This window comes from Microcoleus sp. PH2017_24_DOB_U_A (assembly GCF_020738205.1).
GTDB lineage: Bacteria > Cyanobacteriota > Cyanobacteriia > Cyanobacteriales > Microcoleaceae > Microcoleus.
In genome coordinates this window covers 1-25,032 of the sequence record NZ_JAEQCT010000088.1, presented here as the reverse complement: position 1 = coordinate 25,032, position 25,032 = coordinate 1, and the positions used below count along the sequence as shown (strand labels likewise).

At 47.5% G+C, this 25,032-nt stretch carries 16 protein-coding genes and 1 pseudogene; 6 read left to right on the top strand and 11 right to left on the bottom strand.

All coding sequences use genetic code 11. The features are described 5' to 3' along the window. The 3 genes and pseudogenes from JGK07_RS23750 to JGK07_RS23740 all read left to right on the top strand — a co-directional run. A pseudogene (locus tag JGK07_RS23750) lies at nucleotides 1-345 on the top strand (RNA-guided endonuclease TnpB family protein); the annotation flags it as partial. Between the two features lie 124 nt (nucleotides 346-469). After that, nucleotides 470-3,772 (top strand): Ig-like domain-containing protein, encoded by a 3,303-nt coding sequence (locus JGK07_RS23745; protein WP_293184075.1) that lies wholly within the window; start codon nucleotides 470-472, stop codon nucleotides 3,770-3,772. Nucleotides 3,773-3,806: 34 nt separating this feature from the next. Further along, complete coding sequence (locus tag JGK07_RS23740; RefSeq protein WP_293224993.1) at nucleotides 3,807-6,884, top strand: calcium-binding protein; 3,078 nt, start codon at nucleotides 3,807-3,809, stop codon at nucleotides 6,882-6,884. Nucleotides 6,885-7,046: 162 nt separating this feature from the next. On the opposite strand, the gene JGK07_RS23735 is transcribed toward JGK07_RS23740, so the two are convergent. Further along, entirely contained in the window at nucleotides 7,047-7,751 is a 705-nt protein-coding gene (locus JGK07_RS23735) for a rhomboid family intramembrane serine protease (RefSeq protein WP_293189867.1), read from the bottom strand. Nucleotides 7,752-7,888: 137 nt separating this feature from the next. Beyond that, complete coding sequence (locus JGK07_RS23730) at nucleotides 7,889-9,490, bottom strand: MFS transporter (protein ID WP_293206891.1); 1,602 nt, start codon at nucleotides 9,488-9,490, stop codon at nucleotides 7,889-7,891. Between the two features lie 159 nt (nucleotides 9,491-9,649). Here JGK07_RS23730 and JGK07_RS23725 point away from each other — a divergent pair, with 159 nt between their 5' ends. After that, nucleotides 9,650-10,246, top strand: a complete 597-nt coding sequence (locus JGK07_RS23725) for a TetR/AcrR family transcriptional regulator (RefSeq protein WP_293184083.1) — start codon at nucleotides 9,650-9,652, stop codon at nucleotides 10,244-10,246. Between the two features lie 813 nt (nucleotides 10,247-11,059). On the opposite strand, the gene JGK07_RS23720 is transcribed toward JGK07_RS23725, so the two are convergent. The 4 genes from JGK07_RS23720 to JGK07_RS23705 all read right to left on the bottom strand — a co-directional run bounded on the left by JGK07_RS23720 (nucleotide 11,060) and on the right by JGK07_RS23705 (nucleotide 16,863). Then, nucleotides 11,060-13,075 carry a family 10 glycosylhydrolase gene (locus JGK07_RS23720; protein ID WP_293224991.1) on the bottom strand — a complete coding sequence of 672 codons (2,016 nt, stop codon included), beginning with the start codon at nucleotides 13,073-13,075 and terminating at the stop codon, nucleotides 11,060-11,062. Nucleotides 13,076-13,260: 185 nt separating this feature from the next. Continuing rightward, nucleotides 13,261-14,667, bottom strand: a complete 1,407-nt coding sequence (locus JGK07_RS23715) for an N-acetylmuramoyl-L-alanine amidase (RefSeq protein ID WP_293184088.1) — start codon at nucleotides 14,665-14,667, stop codon at nucleotides 13,261-13,263. Between the two features lie 169 nt (nucleotides 14,668-14,836). Continuing rightward, nucleotides 14,837-15,934, bottom strand: a complete 1,098-nt coding sequence (locus JGK07_RS23710) for a DJ-1/PfpI/YhbO family deglycase/protease (protein WP_293184090.1) — start codon at nucleotides 15,932-15,934, stop codon at nucleotides 14,837-14,839. 170 nt (nucleotides 15,935-16,104) lie between these two features. Next, entirely contained in the window at nucleotides 16,105-16,863 is a 759-nt protein-coding gene (locus JGK07_RS23705; protein WP_293184092.1) for an SDR family oxidoreductase, read from the bottom strand. Nucleotides 16,864-17,009: 146 nt separating this feature from the next. Here JGK07_RS23705 and JGK07_RS23700 point away from each other — a divergent pair, with 146 nt between their 5' ends. Next, entirely contained in the window at nucleotides 17,010-17,963 is a 954-nt protein-coding gene (locus JGK07_RS23700) for an NAD(P)-dependent alcohol dehydrogenase (protein WP_293242938.1), read from the top strand. Between the two features lie 853 nt (nucleotides 17,964-18,816). Next, a complete protein-coding gene (tatC, locus tag JGK07_RS23695) occupies nucleotides 18,817-19,584 on the top strand; it encodes a twin-arginine translocase subunit TatC (RefSeq protein ID WP_293184176.1) in 768 nt (255 codons plus the stop codon). A gap of 60 nt (nucleotides 19,585-19,644) precedes the next feature. Here tatC and JGK07_RS23690 read toward each other — a convergent pair whose 3' ends face one another. The 5 genes from JGK07_RS23690 to JGK07_RS23670 form a co-directional block, all read right to left on the bottom strand. Further along, entirely contained in the window at nucleotides 19,645-20,955 is a 1,311-nt protein-coding gene (locus JGK07_RS23690; protein WP_293213436.1) for an O-antigen ligase, read from the bottom strand. Nucleotides 20,956-21,004: 49 nt separating this feature from the next. Beyond that, nucleotides 21,005-22,783 (bottom strand): hypothetical protein, encoded by a 1,779-nt coding sequence (locus tag JGK07_RS23685; RefSeq protein WP_293291073.1) that lies wholly within the window; start codon nucleotides 22,781-22,783, stop codon nucleotides 21,005-21,007. Nucleotides 22,784-22,790: 7 nt separating this feature from the next. Then, on the bottom strand, nucleotides 22,791-23,477 hold the full coding sequence (locus JGK07_RS23680; protein ID WP_293213442.1) for a hypothetical protein: 687 nt from the start codon (nucleotides 23,475-23,477) through the stop codon (nucleotides 22,791-22,793). A 230-nt stretch (nucleotides 23,478-23,707) separates the two neighbouring features. Further along, nucleotides 23,708-23,947 (bottom strand): hypothetical protein, encoded by a 240-nt coding sequence (locus JGK07_RS23675; RefSeq protein ID WP_293213445.1) that lies wholly within the window; start codon nucleotides 23,945-23,947, stop codon nucleotides 23,708-23,710. Between the two features lie 270 nt (nucleotides 23,948-24,217). Next, nucleotides 24,218-24,745, bottom strand: coding sequence for a hypothetical protein (locus tag JGK07_RS23670; RefSeq protein WP_293213448.1), 528 nt, complete (start codon nucleotides 24,743-24,745; stop codon nucleotides 24,218-24,220). Between the last annotated feature and the right edge of the window lie 287 nt (nucleotides 24,746-25,032).

The following is a 25,032-nucleotide window of genomic DNA, read 5'->3' as shown; positions in this document are numbered from 1 at the left end:
GTCAAAGATAGACTACAACAAGAGTGCGCTCTCAGAGGATGGAGATTTGTAGAGCAAGACGAATCCTACACCTCAAAAGCTAGCTTCTTGGATCGAGACGTACTGCCAGTGAAAGTTGGTGAAAAACCCGACAATTGGCAACCGTCTGGTAAAAGAATTAAACTAGGTTTATACCGTTCTGCTCAGAAATCAATTCTGAATGCAGATGTTAACGGTGCGGCAAACATCATTAGGAAATCAAAAGTAGCCATAGACTCAATAGTTGAGCGAGTGGGTAGCGGGTTACTGACTAACCCTTTAAGAATTAAACTTTGGGCGGATTCATCCCCCAAAGTTTGTCCTTAAGAATCCCCGCGTCTTCAGACCGGGGAGTGTCAATAATCAATTTTAGGCCAGATTTGTGGCAACAAGCTGATACTAATCACTTCTTAAAGTTAATCGGGATCGTCTTTGATAAGGAGCCAAAATAATGCCCAGTGCAGTACCAATTATTATAGTTGAGCCAACGCCAACGCCAACGCCGGAGACAACGCCAACGCCGACGACACCAACACCGACGACGCCGACACCGACGACGCCGACACCGACGACGCCGACACCGACGACGCCAAGGCCTTCCGACGACACATTGGGCGGCATAGACGACACATTGGGCGGAGGAAAAGGTACCGTACCCTCAATCATCGGGGGCGTACTTCGGGGAACAGAAACCAACGACTCGTTAGTTGGCAGTCCCGGCCCCGACGTGATTTCCGGGCTGCAAGGCAACGACAACCTGCAAGGATCTAGTGGCGATGATTTAGTTTTTGGCAATGATGATGAGGACGTATTGTTTGGTGGCCCCGGCAACGACGTGCTCGACGGCGGTTCAGGACTCGATACCCTGTACGGAGGCAAAGGCAGCGATTCCCTCGACGGGGGAAATAACCCCGATTTGTTGTACGGCAATGACGGCAACGATACGGTAATTGGAGGCGAAGGCAAAGATACGACTTACGGCGGCAAAGGCAGCGACAGCTTGCGCGGTGGGTTGGGCGACGACAGCTTTTTGGGCGATCGCGGCGATGACGTTCTCTGGGGCGATCAAGGTAATGACTCGCTCTTCGGTGGCGAAGGCGAAGACTTGCTATTTGGCAACGAAGGAGGCGACTGGCTCTACGGCAATGGCGGCGCGGATACCATTTTTGCAGGTGACGGCGATGACATCGTGTTCGGCGGTGCTGGGGACGACATCGTGGACGGTGGTGCTGGCAACGATATTCTTTGGGGCGAAGCAGGCAAAGACATAGTAGCAGGAGGCGAAGGGAGAGATGTCTTCGTTATCGGTACCTTCAGTACCCCCGGTGGCAGCAGCAGCAACGGCACTAACCCAGCATTTCTCACCACAGGCGGCCCGGATATCGCCGATGCTGATATTTTCACAGACTTTCGCCAAGGTGAAGATGCGATCGGGCTGAGCGGCGACCTCAAGTTTGAAGATTTGGTAATCTTCCAAAGCACCGACAGCAAAGCCGGCAGCACCATTATTCGCAACGGCGTCAGCGGCGACTTTTTAGCAGTATTGCCCGGAGTAGACAGCAGAACCTTGGGACGCAGCTCATTTGTAATTGCCCCCATAGTTCCAGGCAGCGCCACCCCACTACCAGCTCCGACGCCGACTCCGAGTCCGACGCCGACTCCCACACCGACGGCAAGTCCGACTCCCACACCAACTCCGACACCGAGTCCGACTCCCACACCCACAGACACTCCGACTCCCACAGACACTCCGACGCCGAGTCCGAGGCCAATCTTCCCCACGCCGACGGCAAGTCCGAGTCCAACGCCGACGCCGACAGGAAGCCCGACACCGACAGGAAGTCCGACGCCGACAGGAAGTCCGAGTCCGACACCTGTCAATCAGCTTCCAGTCGCAGTTAACGACAACTTCACTACGGTTTCAGGTCAAGGTCTCACTTTCAACGTTCTGTTGAACGACACCGATGCAGACAAGAACCCTTTGACGGTTACGACTTTTACCCCAACAGCCAAAGGAACTCTGACTCCCTTGGGCGGCGGCGACTTCCAATACACCCCAAATGCTGGCTTCTCTGGTTCTGACAGCTTCAGCTACTCGATCTCAGACGGCAACCGCGGCACTGCTCAGGCAACAGTAACTATCAACGTCAGCAACCCCCCACAGCTAGTAATTAACGATGGTGTGGTGGTTGCCAAAAGTGCTCCGACTCAGACAATCACCGCCGCCGATTTGTTGGTGACAGATCCCGACAACCCTCCATCGGAAATTGTTTACACGATTACTAAAGCCCCCGACGCTACCAGAGGTTTTGTGCAAAGGGGCACCACATTTCTCAACGTGGGCGGCAAATTTAGCCAAGACGATGTCAACAACAACATTGTCAAATACAACTTGTTAGCAGGAGGTGGCAGCGACAGTTTCACGTTTACAGCCTCCGACGGGTCTTCAAAGATCGGGCCGGCATCCTTCAGCATTACGGTGGTAGATAATATTGTCGATCGCACCGCACTTCCTGCCAGCAGCTTTACAGGCAGCAACATCAGCGACTACATCATCGGCGGGGCAGGCAACGATACCATCTCAGGCGGTGCCGGGGACGACATCATCGACGGCAGGGGCGGCGACGACTTTGCATTCGGTGATGCAGGCAATGACTCGCTGCTGGGTTCGATCGGCAACGACAACCTCGACGGCGGACTGGGCAACGACACCATCGATGGCGAAGATGGCATAGATTCGCTAGTTGGCGGACTGGGCAACGATTTGATGTTCGGCGGCAATGACAATGACATCATCTCGGGCGGTGACAACGGCGACACCATTGACGGCGGCGCTGGGAATGATTCGATATTGGGAGAAGCCGGCGAGGACTCGATACTTGGAGGCAGCGGCACCGACACATTATTGGGTGGAATTGGCGATGACTCGATCGAGGGCGGTGCCGGCGACGACATCCTCGATGGCAGCATCGGCAGAGACTTGCTCGATGGCGGTATCAATAACGATTCGATCTCCGGCGGCGATAGCGAAGACACCATTTTAGGTGGAGAAGGCAGCGACACCGGACTCGGAGGTGCGGGCAACGACTACATATTAGGCGAGGGCGGCGGCGACTCCCTGTTGGGCGAAGCGGGCGACGACACTGTAGACGGCGGCGCCGGTAGCGACTGTCTCAGCGGCGCCTTCGGCAACGACTTGGTATTGGGTGGCGATGACAATGACTCGCTTTCCGGCGGTGCGGGCAATGATATTTTGGGCGGCGGGAACGGTTCTGACTTGCTCACCGGCGATGCTGGTAATGATTTCTTCTACTACGAAACTCCGAGTGAAGGTGTAGATATCATTACTGACTTTAATGCTAATGGCACCGGCACCGACAGATTCTTGTTCAGGTCGTCAAATTTCGCAGGTTTAACAAACTCGGGAACTACTAACGATTTCACCAGTTTTATCGTCAGGAATATCGGCAGTGGCGGCGACAACATCAGCAAGCAAGAAGTAATTTTGTTTGAATCTAAATTTGACAACGCTCAAGCAATCAATGCAGTGTTGAAGAATCAAAACGGTTCGAGCAAAACTGGAGCTTTCTTCGTGTACCTGAACAATACTTTTAACCAGTATGTTCTTGGCTTTGACCCGAATGTGGCAGACGACAGTCTCCCAGCTTTCGATTTGGCAGTGTTGAATTCTATTCCTACAGTGCCGGGAGCTCTTAGCACCGTCATTACTGCCTCTGACTTTAAGTTTATCTAGTCGTTTTTGAGTAGCGTCGCAAGGAGTCCGAAAAATGCCCAGTGCAGTACCAGTAATTATTATACCGGAGACCACTCCTACGCCGTCGCCGGGGACAACTCCGTCGATGACGGGGACTTCTCCGTCGATGACGGGGACAACTCCGTCGATGACGGGGACTTCTCCGTCGATGACGGGGACTTCTCCGTCGATGACGGGGACAACTCCGTCGATGGCGGGGACAACTCCGACGATGACGGGGACAACTCCGTCGATGACGGGGACAACTCCGACGATGATGGGGACAGGCCCGGGGATTTCGATCGTACCGGTGCCTCGACCAACTCCGACTGTACCCACGCCTCCCCCACAGCCGCTGTTTGTCGATGGTGTAGTTGTCGCCAATGACGGGAATAACTATTTAATCGGCAGCTTGTTCAACGACACGATTTCCGGGCGCGACGGGGACGACACGATTCTGGGTCGGGACGGGGACGATATCATCAGGGGCGAAGACGGTAACGATTCTCTCAATGGTGGCGCTGGTAAAGATATCGTTGAAGGCGGACGCAGTAATGACACCGTGCGGGGCGGCAAAGGCGATGACTTGGTTTCTGGCGACCAGGGCAACGATGCAGCTTTTGGCGACCAGGGCAACGATGTTGTCTTGGGTTCGGAAGGCAACGATACGCTGTACGGCGGTAAAGGCAATGACTGTCTGCGCGGAGGTGCGGAAGACGACCTGATTTTTGGCGACAAGGGCAGTGACACTGTTTTTGGCGACACGGGCAATGACTGCCTGATCGGCGCTGCGGGCAATGATATTCTTTTGGGCGCCGACGGTGGGGATGTCATCAGCGGCGGTGTTGGTAACGATACTGGTGAGGGTGGCGAGGGTGATGACCTGCTATTTGGAGGAGATGGCAATGATGCTCTATCTGGAGATGCTGGGGATGATATTCTGACGGGCGATCGCGGGTCTGATACTCTGACAGGAGGCGAGGGTTCGGATATCTTTGTTCTCGGTAGGGTGGGTACGTCGGTTTCTAGTAGCGGGTTTCTGACTACTGGCGGCCGCGAGATCGGTGATGCTGATTTAATCAGAGATTTTAAGGCAGGAGATTCGATCGGCTTGGCTGGAGGTCTGAACTTTACACAGTTAAACATCTTCCAGGGTCAAGGCTCGAATTCTAGCAACACGATTATTCAGGACAAGCAAACTGGCGAATTTTTGGCGGTGTTGGTTGATGTGCGGCCTGGTTCGCTAGATGAATCTAGGTTCACTACGGCTCGAATACCGCGCGTAGAAGATAATCCCTTTACTATTCAGGGAACAAGTGTTTCTCCGACACCGAGGGGGACAAGTCCTTCTCCAACTCCGACGGGGACAACGGCTTCTCCAACTCCGACGGGGACAACGGCTTCCCCGACACCAACGGGGACAACGGCTTCCCCGACACCCTCAACGGGGACAAAACCTGTTACGACACCGCCACCGACGGGGACAACTGCTTCTCCAACTCCGGCAACAAGTCCAACTCCGGCAACAAGTCCGACTCCGGCAACAAGTCCGACTCCGGCAACAAGTCCAACTCCGGCAACGAGTCCGACTCCGGCAACGAGTCCGACTCCGGCAACAAGTCCGACTCCGGCAACAAGTCCGACTCCGGCAACAAGTCCGACTCCGGCAACAAGTCCGACTCCGGGGACAAGTCCGAGTCCGACTCCATCGCCATCACCGGGGACAAATCCGAGTCCAACTCCGTCGCCGGGGACATTACCGACACAGGTTCCGAGTCCGACTCCATCACCGGGGACAACTCCGAGTCCGAGTCCTTCTATTGTCCCGACTCCAACTGCGACAACCCCAACTCCTCCGCCTTTCGGTGGTGGGCCAGTTCCGCCGAGTTTTACCACTCCGACTCCTAACGAACTGCCGATCGTCGAAACTGGTAAAACGCTGACAGCTTTGCAGAATTCGCCTCTGTCTCTAAGTATTTCGCAGCCGACAGATCCAGAGGGCCAACCATTGTCGATCGGAGTAATCGGAGTGCCCAATCCGAATTTCGGTCAAGTAGTTGTCGGTACAACTCCGATCGCCCTGAACCAAAAACTGACAGTTCAGGAATTACTCGGCCTGCAATTCCAACCTAAAACTGATGTAATCGGGTCAGCCGGTTCCTTCAGCTACAGCGTAGCGGACGATCAAGGTGGCACGGCGGCAGCCTCAGTCGCGATTAACATCAACTCTTTCAATACATCGTCAACCCTTCCGACTAGCTTGCCGCCGGTGCTTGGCGATGACGGCATCGTATTTACGAATACGAATAATTTGCTGCCGACATTCATCGACGTACTCGCCAACGATTCCAGCCCGCAGAAAGGGCCACTCAGCATTATCAATGTCGGCACGCCAAAACTGGGCATAGCTGTGAATCTCGGCACTCAGGTGCAGTTCATCCCCGGCAACGTAGCGGGTACAACTACTTTCACCTACAGCGTCAGCGACGGATTCGGGACACTTCCGGGCACAGGTACGATCGCCGTTTCCATCTTGGCGGCTGATAGCGGGCCTAACAAATTGGTTGGTGGTTCTTTGCCGGACAATTTGAACGGTTTTGCAGGGGCAGATACTGTTGACGGCCAAGGCGGCAACGATACGATGAACGGCGGTTTGGATAACGACGTGCTCGTAGGCGGCCTGGGTGCAGATACCATGACGGGTGGCGGTGGTAGCAATCAATTCCGCTATACCAGTCCTGCGGATGGCGGGCTGGCCTTTGATGCGGCTTCTTCGGCGGCCATCAATGCTGCGATCGCCGCAGGCGGATACGATGTGATTACTGATTTTACCGGTCTCGGTGTGCCGATCGCCGATCAGTTTAACTTTGCCCCCGGATTCGGGAATCTCAATAGTGGCACCCTAGTTCTGCTGAACGTGCAGACAACTGTTTCTGCAAATATTCTAGGAGGAAGTGCATTCTTGTTTGCCTACGATTCCGGCGGCAATACTTACATCATTTATGACGGCAATGGCAACAACCTCGCCGGCAACGATTCTCGCATTTTGGCGAAGTTAAATGGTGTAACAGGAGTTTCTTCTCTTTCGGGATTTGACTTCACGTTTATCTAGGAATAGATAGAAGACGCTCGCGGTTGAAACCGCCTCTATACAAACAAAACCCACCTCCGTGGGTTGAAGAGTAGAACAGCGGGCAGTTGAAATTACATTATTTTCTTCAGTCCGCGGAGGCGGACTTTCTTTGTATAGACGCGGTTTCAACCGCCATCTTATCTAAATCTGATTTTCATCAGAAAAAAGTCCCAATAAAGGGCCGAGAATCGCGCCAAAAACAAAGCCGCCGGCATGAGCCCAATAGGCAACTCCCCCGGATTCCATGCCCACACTTGCCGGCGCATTCAAGGAAGCTAAACCGCTCAATGCTTGCTGTGCAAACCAAAATCCGAGAAAGAAGAAAGCGGGAACTCTGACTGTAGTAATAAAAATGCCCAGAGGTAGTAAAGTAAGAACTTTGGCTTGGGGATATCTGAGAATGTATGCGCCCATCACGCCTGCGATCGCGCCGCTAGCGCCCAGGGAAGGAATAGCCGATGATGAGGAAAAATACCACTGAGTTAGTGATGCTAAAACGCCGCAAGTAAGGTAAAATATTAAATATTTTACGTGTCCTAAACGGTCTTCTACGTTGTTACCAAAAATCCACAAAAATAACATATTTCCGGCAATGTGGAGAAAGCCTGCGTGCAGGAATTGCGAGCTAATTAGTGTCGTCCATTCGGGAAATGGCGAAACTGGCAGAGACACCCGACACATATTGCTTAACTGGCAAGGAACGACCGCCCAAGAGTAGAAAAATTGCGTTAATTGGCGATCGCCCAAACTGAGTTCGTACAAAAATACTAATACGTTTGCAGCAATCAGCCCGAAGGTAACGTAGGGAGTGATACTGGTGGGATTGTCATCGCGTAAGGGAACCACAGTTTTTTTATCCTCAACATCAAAATATTGGCAACACGATATCGTATTTGCAGGCCAAAAGTCTTCTGTCGGAAGGAAGAATTTATTAGGATTAGTCAGCAGTCATTAGTTATTAGTCAGTTGGTTGTCTCTAGAATTTATCTATTGTCAGGATTGCCGTAAATCATTTGGGAAACTTTGGGGGGGGTGTCTCCGATGTGAAAAGCGCGGGCTGTTTCTTCGATCGCGCGATCGGCATTTGTGACTCGCTCGAATTGGCGTTTGTGCTCTGCCCAAGATTCGACAATTATCGTTTCTACAAATCGGCTGGGATGGGATAAATCTTGATACAATCCCCACTGAATCGCCCCGTCGCGCCGCCTGGTGCGACTTAGTGCTTGCATTACTTGTTTAAAACTATTTGCATCGGCCGGATCGATGCAGTATTCTAAAGTAATTAATACCGGGCCGTCGTTGGGAGATGGTTCAAAAGAGTGGGCTGGTTGCTGCCAGTGCAGGGAAGATGTTAAATCCATTTTTTCCGCACATCGGAGACGGTAGCGAGTGGCGAGGGCTGTAGTCGCGATCGCTCCAACTGCTGCAATCTGTAAACTAACAGAAATTCCTGCTTGCTGGGCAATGGTTCCCCACAGTAAACTACCTAAAGTCATGCTTCCCTGAAACACTAACAAATATGTCGCTAAAGCTCTCGCCCGCACCCATGTAGGAACGGCTGTTTGAGCAGCTACATTCAAACTTACCATCACTGTCAAAGACGACAATCCCACTACCAGCATCGCTGCACAAACTGCGTAGAAATTGCGCGTATAACTCAATACCAGCATCATTGTGCCAAACACCGCTGATGCCGCAGCTACCGACAAATCAGTGGAAATTCGCTGCCGGATTTTGGGCAAAATAAATGCTCCGGCTAACCCACCGATTCCCCAAAAACCGAGAATTATCCCGTATCTAAAAGCATCTAAACCTAATTCTCGGCGACCCAAAAGTGGCAGCATGGCAAACAAAGCGCTGGCAAAGAAAATATATGCCCCAGCGCGGATCAGGACTGCTTGAAAAGGTGGAGAATAGCGCACGTAGCGGATTCCGGCTTGCATTGCGCCGATAAATCTTTCTGCGGGTAAAGCTGTTTCTTGGGGCTTTCTCTGCCACGTATAAATGACTAGAATGACTCCGATAAAGGAAGCTGCATTCAGCAAAAAGACGAAGCCTGTTCCGGCGGATGCGATGATAATTCCTGCTAAAGCGGGGCCTACGGATCGCGATAAATTGATGACAATTCCGGTCAATGTTACGGCTGACGGCAGTTGTTCTTTGGCAACTAATTCGGGGGTAATTGCTTGCCAGACTGGCATATTTACCGCGCTGCCGATGCTCATCACAAAGGTTAATGTTAGGAGTATCCAGGGAGTTGTGAGGTTGGCAACGGTGAGAATTCCCAAAAGTGCTGCGGCGGCAAGCATCCAGCCTTGGGTGAATAATAGCAGGCGGCGTCTGTCAACTACATCGGCGATCGCGCCGGCAGGTAGCGCTAGCATGAAAAATGGCAAGCTGGATGCTGCTTGCATCATGGCGATTAGCAAGGGCGAGGGGGAAAGGGATGTCATCAGCCAGGAGGCCCCTACATCGTGCATCCAGGTGCCGATGCTGGAAACTCCCGAGGCTAGCCAGAGAGCTCGAAATACGGGCTGGGCTAGGGGACTCCACATTGAGGCGGGCTTTGGTGCGGTGGCGCTCATGTTTGGATAGGGAGAGTTTGCGATCGAACTTTATCTTACATCACCTGAAATTATTGTTTTTTTAATACCATGACTAAAGCCCCTCCTTCTTGACAAAATCATCAAAATTAGGCTAATCTCAAAACGTCGAGCGAGACGACTGGTCTAGTAACATTGTTTATGAGTGGAAAAGTTGCCATCAAAGAAGATACCAAACTTGCTCTGATTAAAGCAGGGCGACGAATCATTGTGGAAAAAGGATACAATCACGCCGGAATTCAGGAAGTTTTGCAAGCGGTAGGGGTTCCGAAAGGCTCTTTCTATCACTTCTTCAGTAGCAAAGAAGAATTCGGTTTGGCAATCATCGAGTACGATTCCCAAATGCACGATCGCATTGTCGAACAGTATTTAGGTGATATCAATCTCACTCCTCTGAATCGGCTGAAGCGTTATTTTACCTTTAAGTTAGAGGAATTTGAAACTCTGCAATACCGAGAAGGCTGTTTGTTTGGCAATCTCAGCCAAGAAATGGCCGATCAAAACGATCGCTTTCGCCTGCGGTTGCAAGAAGCTACGGATCGCTGGCGAGATCAGTTTGCTGAGTGCATTGAAGCTGCCCAAACTGCGGGTGAAATCTCCAAAAACCAAAAGGCTCAAGACTTAGCAGAGTTTTGTTTAAATAGTTGGGAAGGTGCTTTGTTGCAAATGAAACTGAGCAAAAGTGATGCTCCGCTGAAGAACTATATTCAGTTTATGTTTGGGATGATTTTAAAGTAGCTCAAAAAGTTGAACGATCGCTGGATCTGTCTCAATTCAACTTGTCCGCAAGTTTGGCAACATACAGCAAATTCCACATTTATGAAGTACACTCGCTCCCCGTAGGGACACGGCACTGCCCAAGGCGTGTCAACTTAAGCCTGAAAGCCTTGATAAATGTCGTTTTTACCATAGTCCAGATCCCCCTAAATCCCCCTTAAGAAGGGGGACTTTGAGTACGTTCTTGTCCCCCCCTTAAGAAGGGGGGCTAGGTAGGGCGGTTTTATTGTCGTCAGACAAATTAGGTACGTAGTTGCGCTTCAGCGCTCCTTATAATATTAGGAAAGAGCGCTAAAAGCGCAACTACGTACCTTGGCCCAAACGCGAGCCGACATTTGAGCGATACTTTTGGTAGTTTTATATTTCCTATCCTGACAATAAAACCACCCTACTTCTTAAGGAGGGCTAGGGGGGATCTAGATTTAATAGTCAAACAGCAATCTCTGACTGGATTTGACCTTAAGTTGACACCTATGGGCTCTCGGAGTGTCCCTACACTTCACAAACCTCGAATACGCTACATATAGATCAATACGGTTTACTTAAGATTGTCATTGCGAGGAACGAAGCAAACAAGAGTATCTATTTTTCATAGGGTTTTACCCCAGGGCGGTCTTAAGTAAACGGTATTGAATTATATTACCCACAATGAGGAAACCGCACTGCCGTTTCCCTGCAATTAATCGAGGTAGGGAAACGGCAGTGCCGTTTCCTCCGTTTATATCATCCCGATGTAACCGGAATTGATATCAGGAATATTTTTATGTTTTATCCTCAGATTTCTATGAAAACTCCGACACTTTCTACGGCCATTATGCTAACCGCACACAAAGCATAAATTCCCGTTCCTACCGTTACTTGTACGGTGTCTGCATTGATGATTTTGATGAGTTTCCAGCTATCACCATTCTTTTGATAAAGCGTCCAAGAACGGATGTTTTTATCGACGGGATTTTTCCACTGCAAAACATTGCTATTCCCCACTTTTTGTACTACCACTGATACTGGAGGGGCCGGCGGCTTTCCATTTTGCCAAGGCATCGCGGGAACGAGTGCGGGTTGCGCGTATGTAGTGGATTTAAAATTGTCGTAGATTTGCTGGCGGTTGTCGCTAAATGCTTTCATGCTGAAGAAAACATTGCCTAAAGCTAAGCTGTCTTTAGAGTTGCGCGTAATCTCAATTTGATTGTTTATTTCCTGCACAGTCCACTTGTTGCCGTCAAGTCTTCCTAAGTTGTTTCCTACATAAATATGTCGGTTTTGGGGGTTGTTTTCTAGCCACCATTGTAGTAACATTGGATAGCTTTGAGCTGTTTGATCGATGCGCCAGTAAAGTTGAGGATTTAGATAATCTACCCAACCTGATTCTAACCATTTTTTGGCGTCGGCATAGAGTGTTTCGTAGGCATCTAAGCCGCGACTTTGTGGTGGTTGTCCGGGTCGATAAATACCGAAGGGACTGATGCCGAATTTTACGTTGGGTTTGACTGTTTTAATTCCTTGTCCGAGTCTTCTAACTAATTTGTTGACATTTTCGCGGCGCCAGTCTCCTAAACTCATTTGGCCGCCTCTAGAAATATAACTATTGTAAATCTTGCTGTCGGGAAATTCTTGACCGTCAATGGGATAGGGATAGAAATAATCGTCGAAGTGAACGCCGTCTATATCGTAGCGCTTAACTACATCTAAAATTACGTTGTAAGTCTTGTCTAAAACTAAATCAATTCCCGGATCCATCCACAAGTCGTCGCCCCACGGATAAACGCATTCGGGATTGGTAACTGAGAGGTGCGGGCGGACGTTGGGAGGGGTTTGAGTGGAAACTTTGGCGCGGTACGGATTGAACCAAGCGTGAACTTCGATGTTGCGTTTGTGGCTTTCTGTAACGGCAAATATTAAAGGGTCATAGTAAGGTTCGGGTGGTTTTCCTTGGGTTCCTGTCAGCCATGCACTCCAAGGTTCTAATTGTGAGGCGTAAAGGGCGTCGCCTGCTGCTCGAATTTGGAGGATAATTGCATTGAAATTCATTTCTTGCAGCCTGTCCAGGATTTTCAGGAGTTCGGCTTTTTGCTGTTCTGTTGAGAGTTTGTTGCTGAATGGCCAGTCAATATTCCACACGGATGTTATCCAAACTCCGCGAAATTCTCGCTGGTGGTTGACGTAAACTTGCGGCCTGGGAACTTTACTGAGAACTATAATATATTGATTGTATATTTGTGGCGCTCTTTTGAGATATACTAATGCTTGATAAACCCAGGCGACTACATCGGCTCTGGTGGCGTTTCCGGCGGGATTTAATAGGTTTAAGTTGGGGGCGTTGACGACTATTTCGGATTGGGTTGCTATGACGATCGCCTTTTTGGCATAATTAGGAATTTCTGTGCTGTCTTGGTAGATGTTTGATAGAACCAGATTGCTTGTCGGTACAGCGTTTGACCCAAATATGCCGCTGACTAAGGCAACTAATGCTTCGGCCCTGGTAATCAGGCTTTCGGGTTTAAACAGGTTGTCGGGATAGCCGGAGATAAATCCTCTTTTATATGCTGCTTGAATGGCTGTGGCGGCCCAGTGGGTGGCGGGAACGTCGATAAAGGGTATGTAGGGCCGTTTGTCGGGTACGGGAAAGGCTTTGCTGACTATGGCGGCGAATTGGGCCCGGGTGAGGTTGCTGTTGGGGCGAAAAGTGCGATCGGGAAAACCGCTGATTACGGCCCTTTCTACTAAGCCATCAATGAATATTTTTGCCCAATGATTTTGAATGTCGGAAAAGCGATTAGTGCTGGAAACCATAGTTGTATTTATAATCGGGAATTGGGAATTGGGAATGGGGCATTGGGCATTGGGAATGGGGCATTGGGGAGCGGTTATTAGTTATTAGTTATTTGTTATTAGTAGCAAGTCACAAATAACTAATAACAAATAACTAATACAACTATAATTGCTATAGCAACTGTCAACTGTCAACTGTCAACCGACTACAGCAAACTGGCATTTTCGTAAAGCAGCCGGATGATATTGATGATTTTTTGTCCGTATAAAGGGTCAGAATTCCAGCGACCTGCAAGTTCGTTGACGGTGGGGGCTACGCCGCGCTTGACAAAACGAAAACGCACGTTTTCTTTAACTAAAGGTTGGTTGATTGGTTCGGTGCTGGCGTAAGCTTTTAGGTGCTGAATTTGCGCTCTAATTCCTGTTCTGGCATCGGGAAAGGAAATGCCGGAATTTGTGGGGCTGACGATTCCCATGTCAGCAAAGTTGAATTGTTCTGGTTTGACTGCACCGCCAAAGTTGAGATAGTTTGTTTCTAAACACATTTGGCAAAAAGCTACGTCGTGATTGACGCCTTCTGCGGCTGCTTCTTGGACGTAAATTTGAGGTAGGTTGGGAAATATTACCAGGGCTTTGCTGTTTGTTTTGGTGAGAAATACTGTGATTTGTTGGGCGGTAGTTAAACCGCGTCCCATGATTTTTCCTACGCCGGAGAGGATATCACGGCGCGATCGCAGGGATACTGATGTGGTGGCCTGATCCCAAGTTACGGAAATGTCGCGATCGCGCAAATCGACAGCCCGCACGAATACTACTCCATTGTAGGTGATTCGGCGATCGGCTGTTTCTGGTTTAACATTGAGAGCGTCTAGAACTTCGGAAGGGACAAAAGCATTTCCGTTGACCAAAATGCCTTTGTCTTCGTGGGGCGCACCGTTGATTTGGATATTAATTAAAGGATAAACTATAGGTTTTGGTGTCGGTGTCGGTGTCGGTGTCGGTGTCGGTGCAGGTGTCGGTGTCGGTGTCGGTGTCGGTAAGGGTTTTAAAGGAGTATTGTTTAACCAAGCTTCAAGTCCGTCAGCGAGTCCGAGGGCGACATCACGGCGGCGATTTTGAATAGTTCGCAAGTCATCAATGTTAGTTAAAAAACCGAGTTCTATTAACAGCGAAGGAATATTTACGCGCCGACAGAATGCAAGGCTACCAACACCAGCTTCTGTATCTGCTCTTGCGCCACGATTCGGTATTTGTGGACACCTGCGTAAATAGCCATTTAAAATTAAATCTGCATCTGCTTTTCGTCTGGGGTTGCTACCAATATAAAACGCGCTAGCACCGCGGACTTGGGGATTAGAAAAAGCGTCTATGTGTATTTCAACCGCTACATCTCCCGGCTGAGAGCGACTATTGATCCAAGCGATACTTTCGATTAAGCTAAGAGTATCTGGTACAGAGAAGGTGTCTATACCTCGCTGCCGCAATTCAGGTACTAATAAATCCCGAGTGAGAATAAGTTCCTGGGATTCGGTGGTGCCAAATGCGATCGCCCCGGGATCGCGCACGCTGCCTTCAAACCCGCCATGCCCTGCTGAAACAAAAATAGAAGCCATTTAATAAAAATCTCCACCTTGCAGCTACTTGATGTCTGTTTTTTATGCTCGGCTTTTATTTTACCGCAAAGGCGTATATTTTATTATTGCATCAAAAATTTGTAGTTGCGCTCTGGGTGGGGGTTTTCACCCCTAGGCGCAACTACAAACTTGTTAATCCGCGTGGATATTACATTTTGACAGCGGGGCTAGTCGAAGGTTTTGGCGCTTTAATTTCTTGGGAAACGGCGCGGGCGCGGAAGAGTTTAGCAACGACTTGCTCGCACTTGGACAAATCCGCTTCTATCTGTGTAAAGATGTCAGTTGATACCGGATCTGTGAACTTCGCTCGCAGGTTGTTGATATCGACAACACCTGTTTGCAAATCGCCGAGAGTGCTCCGCAGCAAGAAGGTTTCATCTGTTCCTTGCACCGAGGCTTTTAATTTAGCGTATTTGTCAGCAAGTTGGGCGGGAATTGAGGGTTTTTCGCCGAAATCGCTGAGGCGGTTTTCGAGAGCGAGGATGTGTTTCTGTTTATTTTGGATCATTTCCGCCAGGAGCGATCGCAAATCGGCATCTCCGGTTTTTTCCGCATAATTCTGAAACGCTTCGCAAGCATAGCGTTCCCCTGCGAGGGCGGTATTCAAACCTTTCACAATGTCCGCTTGTGTCGAGCCGCCCCAACCATTAGCTAGTTTCCACCATTCTGCACTCGTATCAGTTTCTTCTGGCAAACCAACTGCTTTACCGCCGTAACCGAGGCGCGCTAAAATAGCGGTGGTAAATATTCCTAAATCTCCCGGTTGGCGGGAAGTAATCAAGTTACCGTCAACTACTAAAGGTTCGTTGATGTAGTTAGCTCCGGCATTAATCATGTCTGTTTTAATTGCCAAGAAACCCGTCGCATTTTTGCCTTTGAGCGCGTCGGCTTCAATCAAAAGTTGCGGGCCGTGACAAACAGCAGCGACTATTTTTCCTTGTTCCATCGCTTCTTTGACAAACCGCACTGTATTGGGATTTGTCCGCATTGTATCGGGAGCCATACCGCCGGGAATTACGACTGCATCAAATTCTTCTGCTAATGATTCAGTGGTAGTTCCGTCAGCTTGCTGGGCGACTTTACCATTTTTCCCTGCATACTTTTCGTTTGTCCGCGAACCGAGGACAACTACGTCAAATCCTGCTTGTTTTAAGGCGTTGTAAGGAACCAGAAATTCTGAATCTTCTACTCCATTTTCGATTAGTATGGCAACTCGTTTGGTGTTAGTTCCGTTATTTGTTGTCACAATCACTTTCCCTCAGGCTATCTTTTTATCTAAACATAAGTCACTTCTCGTTTTTTGAGCATCTGGCTAAAGTGATAAAGTAGTTATTCTTAAAAGCTGTTAAGGTGAGTCTTTAGAGATATTTTATAGTAGAGCAACACGATCAACAGTCAACAGTCAACAGTCAACAGTCAATGCACGTAAGAGGCTCCGTTAATGTCGATCGTTGTTCCGGTAGCGTGCACAGCCAAACCCGATGCTAGAAAAGCGATCGCGTTGGCGACATCTTGAGGAGGGGCGATTTTGCCGATCGGGATATCGCGCACAATCTGTGCTTCGCCACACTCCCTAATAAACTTATCCGACATTTCCGTACTCACAAATCCCGGCGCCACAGTAAAAGCCAAAATATTATCAGCCGCAAATCCTCTAGCAATGCTGCGAGTTAGAGAAACGATCGCACCTTTTGATGCAGCGTAGTGCAGATAATTCGGGTCATCGCCGCGAAAAGCAGCGCGACTTGCTATATTAATAATCGTACCAACCTTGCGAGTTTTAAAATGTAGAATTGCTTCCCGGCACAAATCAGCAACCGCAACTAAATTAACTTGTAGAGTTTGCTGCCAAGCCGACGACCAAATATCAAAATCGTCCTCGATACCAGCCGACTGCATAATCCCAGCATTATTAACTATAATATCAATATGACCGCGCCACTTTACAGCATCTTGCCACAAAAGAGAGGCCGCGTTTGGTAACATCAAATCTGCTGCTAATAAATAACAGCGATCGCCCGCCACACTTGCTGCTACCGATTCCGCCGCTTCCTGACTGCGACAGTAATGCAAAATCACCTCGGCCCCAGCATTAACAAGAGTCCGCACCGTCACTGCACCAATCCCTTTCGAGCCGCCCGTCACTAAAATTACCTTTCCAGTTAAATCAATCATTTCTCTCTCTCTTTTCTCTTTCTCTGCGCCCTCTGCGCCCTCTGCGGTTAAAAAAAATAAATCCCATTCACAAGCGAAATAGAATTTGCTATATGATAATTGTACATGATTAAATGTCCTCTTAAAAATAAATCAAAAAAATCGCCATGAAAGCAGTTGTGTTCGATCGCTACGGCAGCGTTGACGTATTGCAGTACCGAGAAGTAGAAAAGCCGATCGCCAAATCGAACGAATTGTTAGTCAGAGTTCGCGCTAGCAGCGTCAATCCCGTAGACTGGAAAATCCGGCAAGGACACCTGCAACTACTTACAGGATTTAACTTTCCTCGAATAATCGGTTCCGACATCTCGGGAGTTGTCGTAGAAGTCGGCTCGGAAGTCACTAAATTTCAACCCGGAGATGAAGTTTATACATTCTTAAATCCAATCGCTGGCGGTGCTTGTGCCGAATACGCTGTCGTGCCAGAATCGAGTGCATCAATTAAACCTCACAACATCACCCATGTCGAAGCAGCAGCAGTACCCATCGCAGGTTTAACGGCTTTGCAAGCGTTGAGAGATTTGGGTGAAATTAAAGCAGGATACAAAGTATTGATTAACGGTGCTTCCGGCGGAGTCGGGATTTTTGCGGTGCAAGTTGCTAAAGCAATGAATGCGGAAGTAACGGGAGTTTGCAGCGCCAAGAATATAGAATTTGTCAAGGATTTGGGAGCAGATTGTGTTCTAGATTATGCAGAAATTGATTTTACTCAACAACCCGAAAAGTATGATATAATTTTGGATGCTGTCGGTACAAAGACATTTGCTGAATGCGAAAACGTGCTGCAACCGGAGGGAGTTTATATCTCGACTTTGCCGAGTTTCGACAACCTCCCACCGATGTTGACTAGCTGGTTTATTCCTGGTAAAAAAGCTAAATTCATTCTAGCCAATGCCAACCCAGCCGACTTGGAGATTTTGCGGGAGTTAATCGAATCCGATAAAGTTGAGCCGATTGTCGATCGCACTTACAGCTTACCAGAAGTAGCCGCCGCCCACGCGTACAGCGAAACTGGCCGCGCTGTCGGCAAAATTGCGATCGGCATTGAAGAAGTCAGTTGACAGTTGACAGTTGACAGTTGACAGTTGACAATTAGTAGGGGCGGTGGATGGTGCGTGCCCGCCCTCTTAGTTGACAGTTAATAGTTAATAGTTACCAATTACAATTACCAATTACCAATTACCAATTAACAATTAACAAATCTAAAATTGCCCCATTACCGATTTCCGATTCCCCATTACCAATTCCCCATTCCCTATGACTGTGCCCTCAGACTTGGAGACATCCGAACAAGATTCCGACAACAACCTCGAACAAGTTAGCGCGGAAAATAGCATTTCACCAGTCGCTGATGATTTGATGGCTGTCAACAACTTAGAAGGTGCAGAAGTTAACTCAGAAAATATTGCACCAATTGCAGATGATTCTACGGATGTCGGCAACTTAGAAGCTGAAGAAGTTAGTTCGGAAAATAGCATTGCACCAGCCGCCGACGATTTTACGGATGTCAGCAACTTAGAAGCTGAAGAAGTTAGCGCGGAAAATAGCATTGCACCAATCACCGATGATTTCACGAATGTCAGCAACTTAGAATCTGAAGAAGTTAGTTCGGAAAATACTATTGCACCAGTCGCCGATGATTTTACGGATGTCAGCAACTTAGAATCTGAAGAAGTTAGTTCGGAAAATACTATTGCACCAATCGCCGACGATTTCACAGATGTCAGCAACTTAGAAGCTGAAGAAGTTAGCGCGGAAACAGAAAATACTATTGCACCAATTGCAGATGATTCTACGGATGTCAGCAACTTAGAAGCTGAAGAAGTTAGCGCGGAAAATAGCATTGCACCAGTCGCCGACGATTTCACGGATGTCAGAAACTTAGAAGCTGAAGAAGTTAGTTCCGAAAATAGCATTGCACCAATCGCCGATGATTTTCTCGGTTCCCGCAACCTCGAAAACGAATATCTCGACGAACTTCCCGACGAAGTTGAGATGTCTTTGTTCGACCATTTAGAAGAATTGCGTCAGCGACTTTTCTACTCGCTAATTGCCGTAGCAATAGGTGTAGTTGGTTGTTTTTTAACAGTTAAACCGATCGTACAATTGCTAGAAGTACCCGCCGGGCCCGTCAAGTTTCTGCAACTAGCTCCCGGTGAGTATTTCTTTGTTTCTATCGAAGTGGCGGGATACAGCGGTTTGCTGATTGCAAGTCCGTTTATTTTTTACCAAATAGCGCTATTTGTGCTACCCGGTTTGACTCGCAAAGAACGCGGGTTGCTCGGGCCAGTGTTTTTCGGTTCTAGTTTCCTCTTTTTGGGCGGGCTGGTATTTGCTTATATTGCTCTGATTCCGGCGGCGCTGAACTTCTTTGTTACCTACGGGGCGGATGTTGTAGAGCAGTTGTGGTCGATCGACAAATACTTTAAATTTGTACTGCTGTTAATGTTCAGCACGGGTTTAGCTTTTCAAATCCCGATCGTCCAAGTATTGCTCGGCGTTTTGGGCATAGTTTCTTCTCAGAAAATGCTCTCCGGCTGGCGTTATGTGATCTTAGGTGCGGCTGTTTTGGGTGCTGTTTTAACGCCTTCTACTGACCCTTTGACGCAAAGTCTTTTGGGAGGTGCGGTGCTCGCTCTTTACTTTGGCGGCGTCGGTTTGGTGAAGCTTTTGGGGCGGTGAAAATTAGGAATTTTGTAGTTTTTGGGCTGAGCGGGTTGTAGCAAAAATATGGTCGATAGCTCAAAAACTAGAGCTATCCGCCCTTGCTTGTGTGAATTTTGAACTCTGAAATCTCGATTCGGAAAAATTTAGCGCCCACCAAAATATGTGCGCGTATTCAGCGGACTCAAACCAAGCGATCGCGAAAGTTGTATAGGCGATCGCCACAGCTTCAATACCGATATTCGGCGACCTAATAACAGAGTAAAAGCAATATCCCCACAAGGTAAAAAAAGCAAGCAGCCCCAAAATACCTGTAGAAACAGCAGTATCCAAAATCCAATTGTGAGCTTTATAACTCGGTATTTTTTCAGTGCGAATCTGTCCGTTTATATCCAGGTAATCATAAGAAAACTGACCGAGACTTACGATTTGAGGAATGTTATTAGGATTGGCGACGAAAGGATATGCGATACCAAATCCGTTAAAACCCCAGCCAAAGAGAGGTCGTTTTTGAATGCCGCGCACAGCAACTTCCCACAAAGGCGATCGGCTGGACATTACTTGTGCGACAGATACCCGATTCCAGTCCAGCGGCCTTGTAAAGGTCATGGCACTAATTGTCAGCAATCCAATAAAAATAGCCGGGATTAATTGTTTGTAATATTGCCGTCCCAGCAAGTAAAATAGTGCTATCATTAAAGATATAACCGCTGTTCGAGTGTTGGTAAATAGCAAAGCAGGGAGAATGAGAAATAAAGCGAGACTGGAAGTGCGATCGCTAATTAACTTCCACTTCCAACCAACCAAAGAAATAACTGCGGCGAGAGTCAATACTATAGCTGCGTGGCCGCGATGCGAGTAAAGTGCGATCGGCTGCTGTCCGCGAAAAATCGTACTAGCCAAAACATCATTCCCGACCAACTGACCGGAAGTAGCAGTATAATCAATTTGCCAGCTAACAACTTGTGGAAAAACGCTAACAGCTACAACCACAGCTCCAATCAGCAAACCCCGCATTTGACAGCGAAACAATTCTGGATGCAGTTTTAACAGCAGCCTGTTAGTGAGGCTAAAAATAGAAATTAACAGCCAGTACAGCCAGCCGTCTCCCATTTGGTCTTGTCCCCAAAAAGAACGCTCCGGGAAAGGACTTTTCAGGGTAGAAATCGCTCCCACAGTCAAAAAAAATCCCCACAAAACCAGGCAGATTTTCCACTGCCGGGAAAAAGTTAAAAGTTTCCTTTCTTCCCATAAAAATGATAAATTTGAAAGCACAATCAGCAAGACAACAAAAACTTTAGGCTGCGTCCAAATTTCGCCGCGGCTACCTCCCCAAGGGTTGATGAGAATGAGACTAAAAGCATATAGCAAAGTGTAAAGTTTTTTCATTTCACTGTCCGCTGTTCGCTGTCAACTATCAACTGTCAACTATCAACTATCAACTATCCTGTCGCTTTTTCCGCAAAATACGCCGCATCGCAGCGAACCATAACAGCATTCCATTAGCCGCCAAAATACTCCCCGGTTCCGGTACAGCTTCCGCATCAATTGGCTTGGGTATTTGCCGCATCTTGAAACTTCCTTCCCTTTCCTGAAAAGCTAATTGAATGGGAAATGCTGTTTCTGGTGTTTCGCCAAATAATGAATCAATGCCAGTGATTCTAAAATTATCTACTGGATAACCCAATAAAGAAACAAAATCTAATTTATCTCCCGGACTGAAATTACCGAGGATCGAATCTCCTACTGCAACAGTAAATTGTTGGTCATCACCCGCAGGAAAATCAAGAATTTCAGTAAATAAAGTGTCTTCCAGAGATTGGAATTCAAAGCCGTAAGTAGTTGGAGGGTCAAACCAGCGACAGCCGGGAACTTTGTTGAAAACTTGCCAGCCATTTTGGATAGAATTGGGAAGGATGGGGTTTTGCTGTGTCAGGCCGCGCTTTTCTTTTCCGAATCCGCCACCGCCGCTAGTTGCTACGCTAAAATCAGGTGAATCTTGTGGGTCGTAAACATCGACAAACAATTCGTAATTGCCTCTGTCTTGACCGCGAGCACCTCCACCAGCAGCACGGAGATTGAGGTTGATATTGCCACTACTGCCTACAGTACCGGTTAGTGCGGAGGCAAAACCATTTCCTACAGAGCTACTGTTGTCGTCAAATCCCAGTCGAAAACCTGAGTTATTGTGCGTACTTAAAAATGTGTTGGGGTTGCAGCGATTGGAGGGGAGGTCGTTGTTTGTCCAAGCTATATATTTTGAACCGGGAGTAAGGTCAGAGACGTTAAAACGGTCTACTTCAAAACCGGAGGCAAGGCTGTCGGAAAATTTTTTAGTGGTTTTAGGAGGAGTAAATATGCTTTTCCAACCCCATGAGATACCATCATATATCGTGACTTCATTGGGTTTATTAAGGGGATCTTTTACCTCAGCCAAGTAAAGTTCTGCATCCCAAGCTTTGTTATTATAGATATCATCTCGAACAGGGTAATCACGAAAAAGAATTGTTTGATTTGGATATCTTACCGTTTTACCATAGGTATCGTAAAAAGGGTTAAATGTTTGCTTTTGTGGGTTTTGAGGGTCTAAAAAACTTAGTTGTGTCTGCTCTATTACAGTGTCAATTTTGTTCTCGAGAGTTCCGTAAGGTTGCTTAATGACTCCTTGAAGGGTAGATATATAGGCATGATTATTAACTACCCTTTGAATAAAATGAACATTAGTGCCTACTGGATCTTGACCAACGACCGGGTTGTAAAGAACTTGTATTTCTGCTCCCACATTGGGTGTAACAAAAGGAATATACACCCCAATATCAAACCGACCTTTTAAAGATTCTACTGATGGCGCTTTGTTAAATGTCCAACCGTTTTGCGCCCAAACGGATGAGGTCAGCAGGTTAAAAAAAGCATCCGTTCCGCCGACTGGTAGTTGCGACACAGTAGTTGTATAAGTAGTTACGGTGCCAATACCTTGCTGGGTATAAGATATTGAAGAACAATAAACAGAGCTTTGGGTACAGGGAGAATCTGGTCTTTGCGATGGCATTGTGAAAGAAAAAGCGAAACAGGCCCTACCTGTTAGCACAAACAGTAAAGGGGACGTTAATAAAACTATCCGGTATTGATGTAATCGCATTCTTAACAACTCCTTAACAGGGTAGGTATGGAAGAAAAATCTGTCTTGATATGAAATCGATATGAAATTGTGTCTCAATTGCTATTTATGTGCCAGGGTAAACTACGTAAACCTTGACAAAGGGCGTTGTTGCTTCACCTGTCCAAATCTCTCGTATTAGGTGTTCTTCATCTTTTTTAGGGTCATAGCACGGTCTTACAGATCGGGAACTGATATATCTGAATCTAATTTGATAATCACCAGGCTTTATGTTGTCAAAATACCACGACCCCCCCAATCCGTCAGAGCCTCCGATTAGCAGACTATTCTTCTGCCAAAAAACTTTGGTGTCCGGGAAAAAAGTTGCGTGTTCTCCTGGTTGAATTAAGGGACAAGCGAGTTGCGGAGAGTTTAGGAGTCTATCTCTACCTCCTTTGCTTTGTAATACTTTACCATCGGCTTCCACTATTTCTAAGGGAATTACAAGCAGGGGATCGAAAAAAGGTAAGCGAATAGGAGAAGGCGAGTTGTTTGTAATCCGAATAGCGAGCTGAATCAAGGTATTTACATCGGGTCGATTCTCAGGGATTAACCATACTCTATTTGGCACCAAAATTTCAAAGCGGATGCCATCAATTTCAACTGCATTCTTGTTAGTCGATTCTACAGATGTCAAGTTATATCCCCTCTCACTTTCCACCTCTTCAATCGCCATAACTTCTTTAGGCACATGACTCAATGCCACTAAGCCGGAAAGAATTAAAACTAATAAAAATAGGGAAAAGTGCTTCATCACATCAAACTGCCTTGCTTTCTGAAAGTGATTTATTAACTATAAAACTATATATTAGGACTGCTCCCTCAAAGTTGAAACGGTAAAAATACTGATTTTTTAGATGATAGTTTCCCGACCCTCTGCAATAAAACCACTAAGTCGCACTTTAATATGAATTTGACAACCGCATATATACGGAAAATGGGTGACGCTCGATCGACTTAATAAATAGCACTTATTAAGTTTGTTTATGCTTCCGCAAAATATGTCGCATCGTACCAAACCACAACTGCAACAGTAAATTGTTGGTCATCGCCCACAGGGAAATCGAGAATTTCAGTAAATAAAGTGTCTTCTAGAGATTGAAATTCAAAGCCGTAAGTAGTTGGAGGGTCAAACCAGCGGCAGCCGGGAACTTTGTTGAAGACTTGCCAGCCATTTTGGAGAGAATTGGGAAGGATGGGGTTTTGTTGAGTTAAGCCGCGCATTTCTTTTCCGAAGCCGCCGCCACCGCTAGCTGCGGAGCTAAAATCCGGCGATTCTTGTGGGTCGTAAACATCAACAAACAGTTCGTAATTGCCTCTGTCTTGTCCGCGAGCACCTCCACCAGCAGCGCGGACATCGAGGTTGATATTGCCGCTACTACCTACAGTACCCGTTAGTGCGGAGGCAAAACCATTGCCTACAGAGCTACTGTTGTCGTCAAATCCTAGTCGAAAACCTGAGTTATTGTGCGTACTTAAAAATGTGTTGGGGTTTCAGCGATTGGAGGGGAGGTCGTTGTTTGTCCAAGCTATATATTTTGAACCAGGGGTAAGGTTAGGGAGGTTAAAACGGTCTACTTCAAAACCGGAGGCGAGGCTGTCGGAAAACTTTTTAGTGGTTTTAGGGGGAGTATATGTATTTTTCCAACCCCATTTGATACCATTATAAATTGTGACAGTCTTGGGAGCAGTCTCCTCAACCAAATAGAGTTCCGCATCCCAGTTATGGTTTTCCGTGATATCTGAGCGGAAGGGACTATCGTAGAAATTATCTTCCGTAGCCAAAGGTGAACTTTCATCATAGAAGGGGCTATCTGCATCTGCCAAAACGTCAATTTTGTTATCACCGTTTCCATGACCTAAATCCTCAAGTTGACCATTCTTATAAAGTTTTGATCCATGATTGCTGACTACCCATTGAATCCAATGCAGATTGTTATTTTGGGGTGTAGGGTTAACTTGATTGGGAAGGATATCGCCTGATTTTACTGGACTATAAGTGAGTAAGAGATCGCTCCACACAACATCCTCCTTAGTAAAACCAGATATAGGACCATAATTAGCAGTGTAGGACTGAATATTAAAAGAACCAGCTAATGCCTGATCAGAAGAAATAAAGTTCCAGCCTTTTGGTTGAAAAGTGCTGTTTAGTAGAGTTAGGAAAGGAGCGCTCCCACCTAATTTAGCCTCAGTAACGTTTGACGGATTGAGCTGACGGGGTGACAGGTCGTCTGAAAAGCATACAGGGAGATAACTCTAGACAAATCGCCTCAAAAAAGATAGGGTAAGAAAGCTTCTTACCCAAAAAT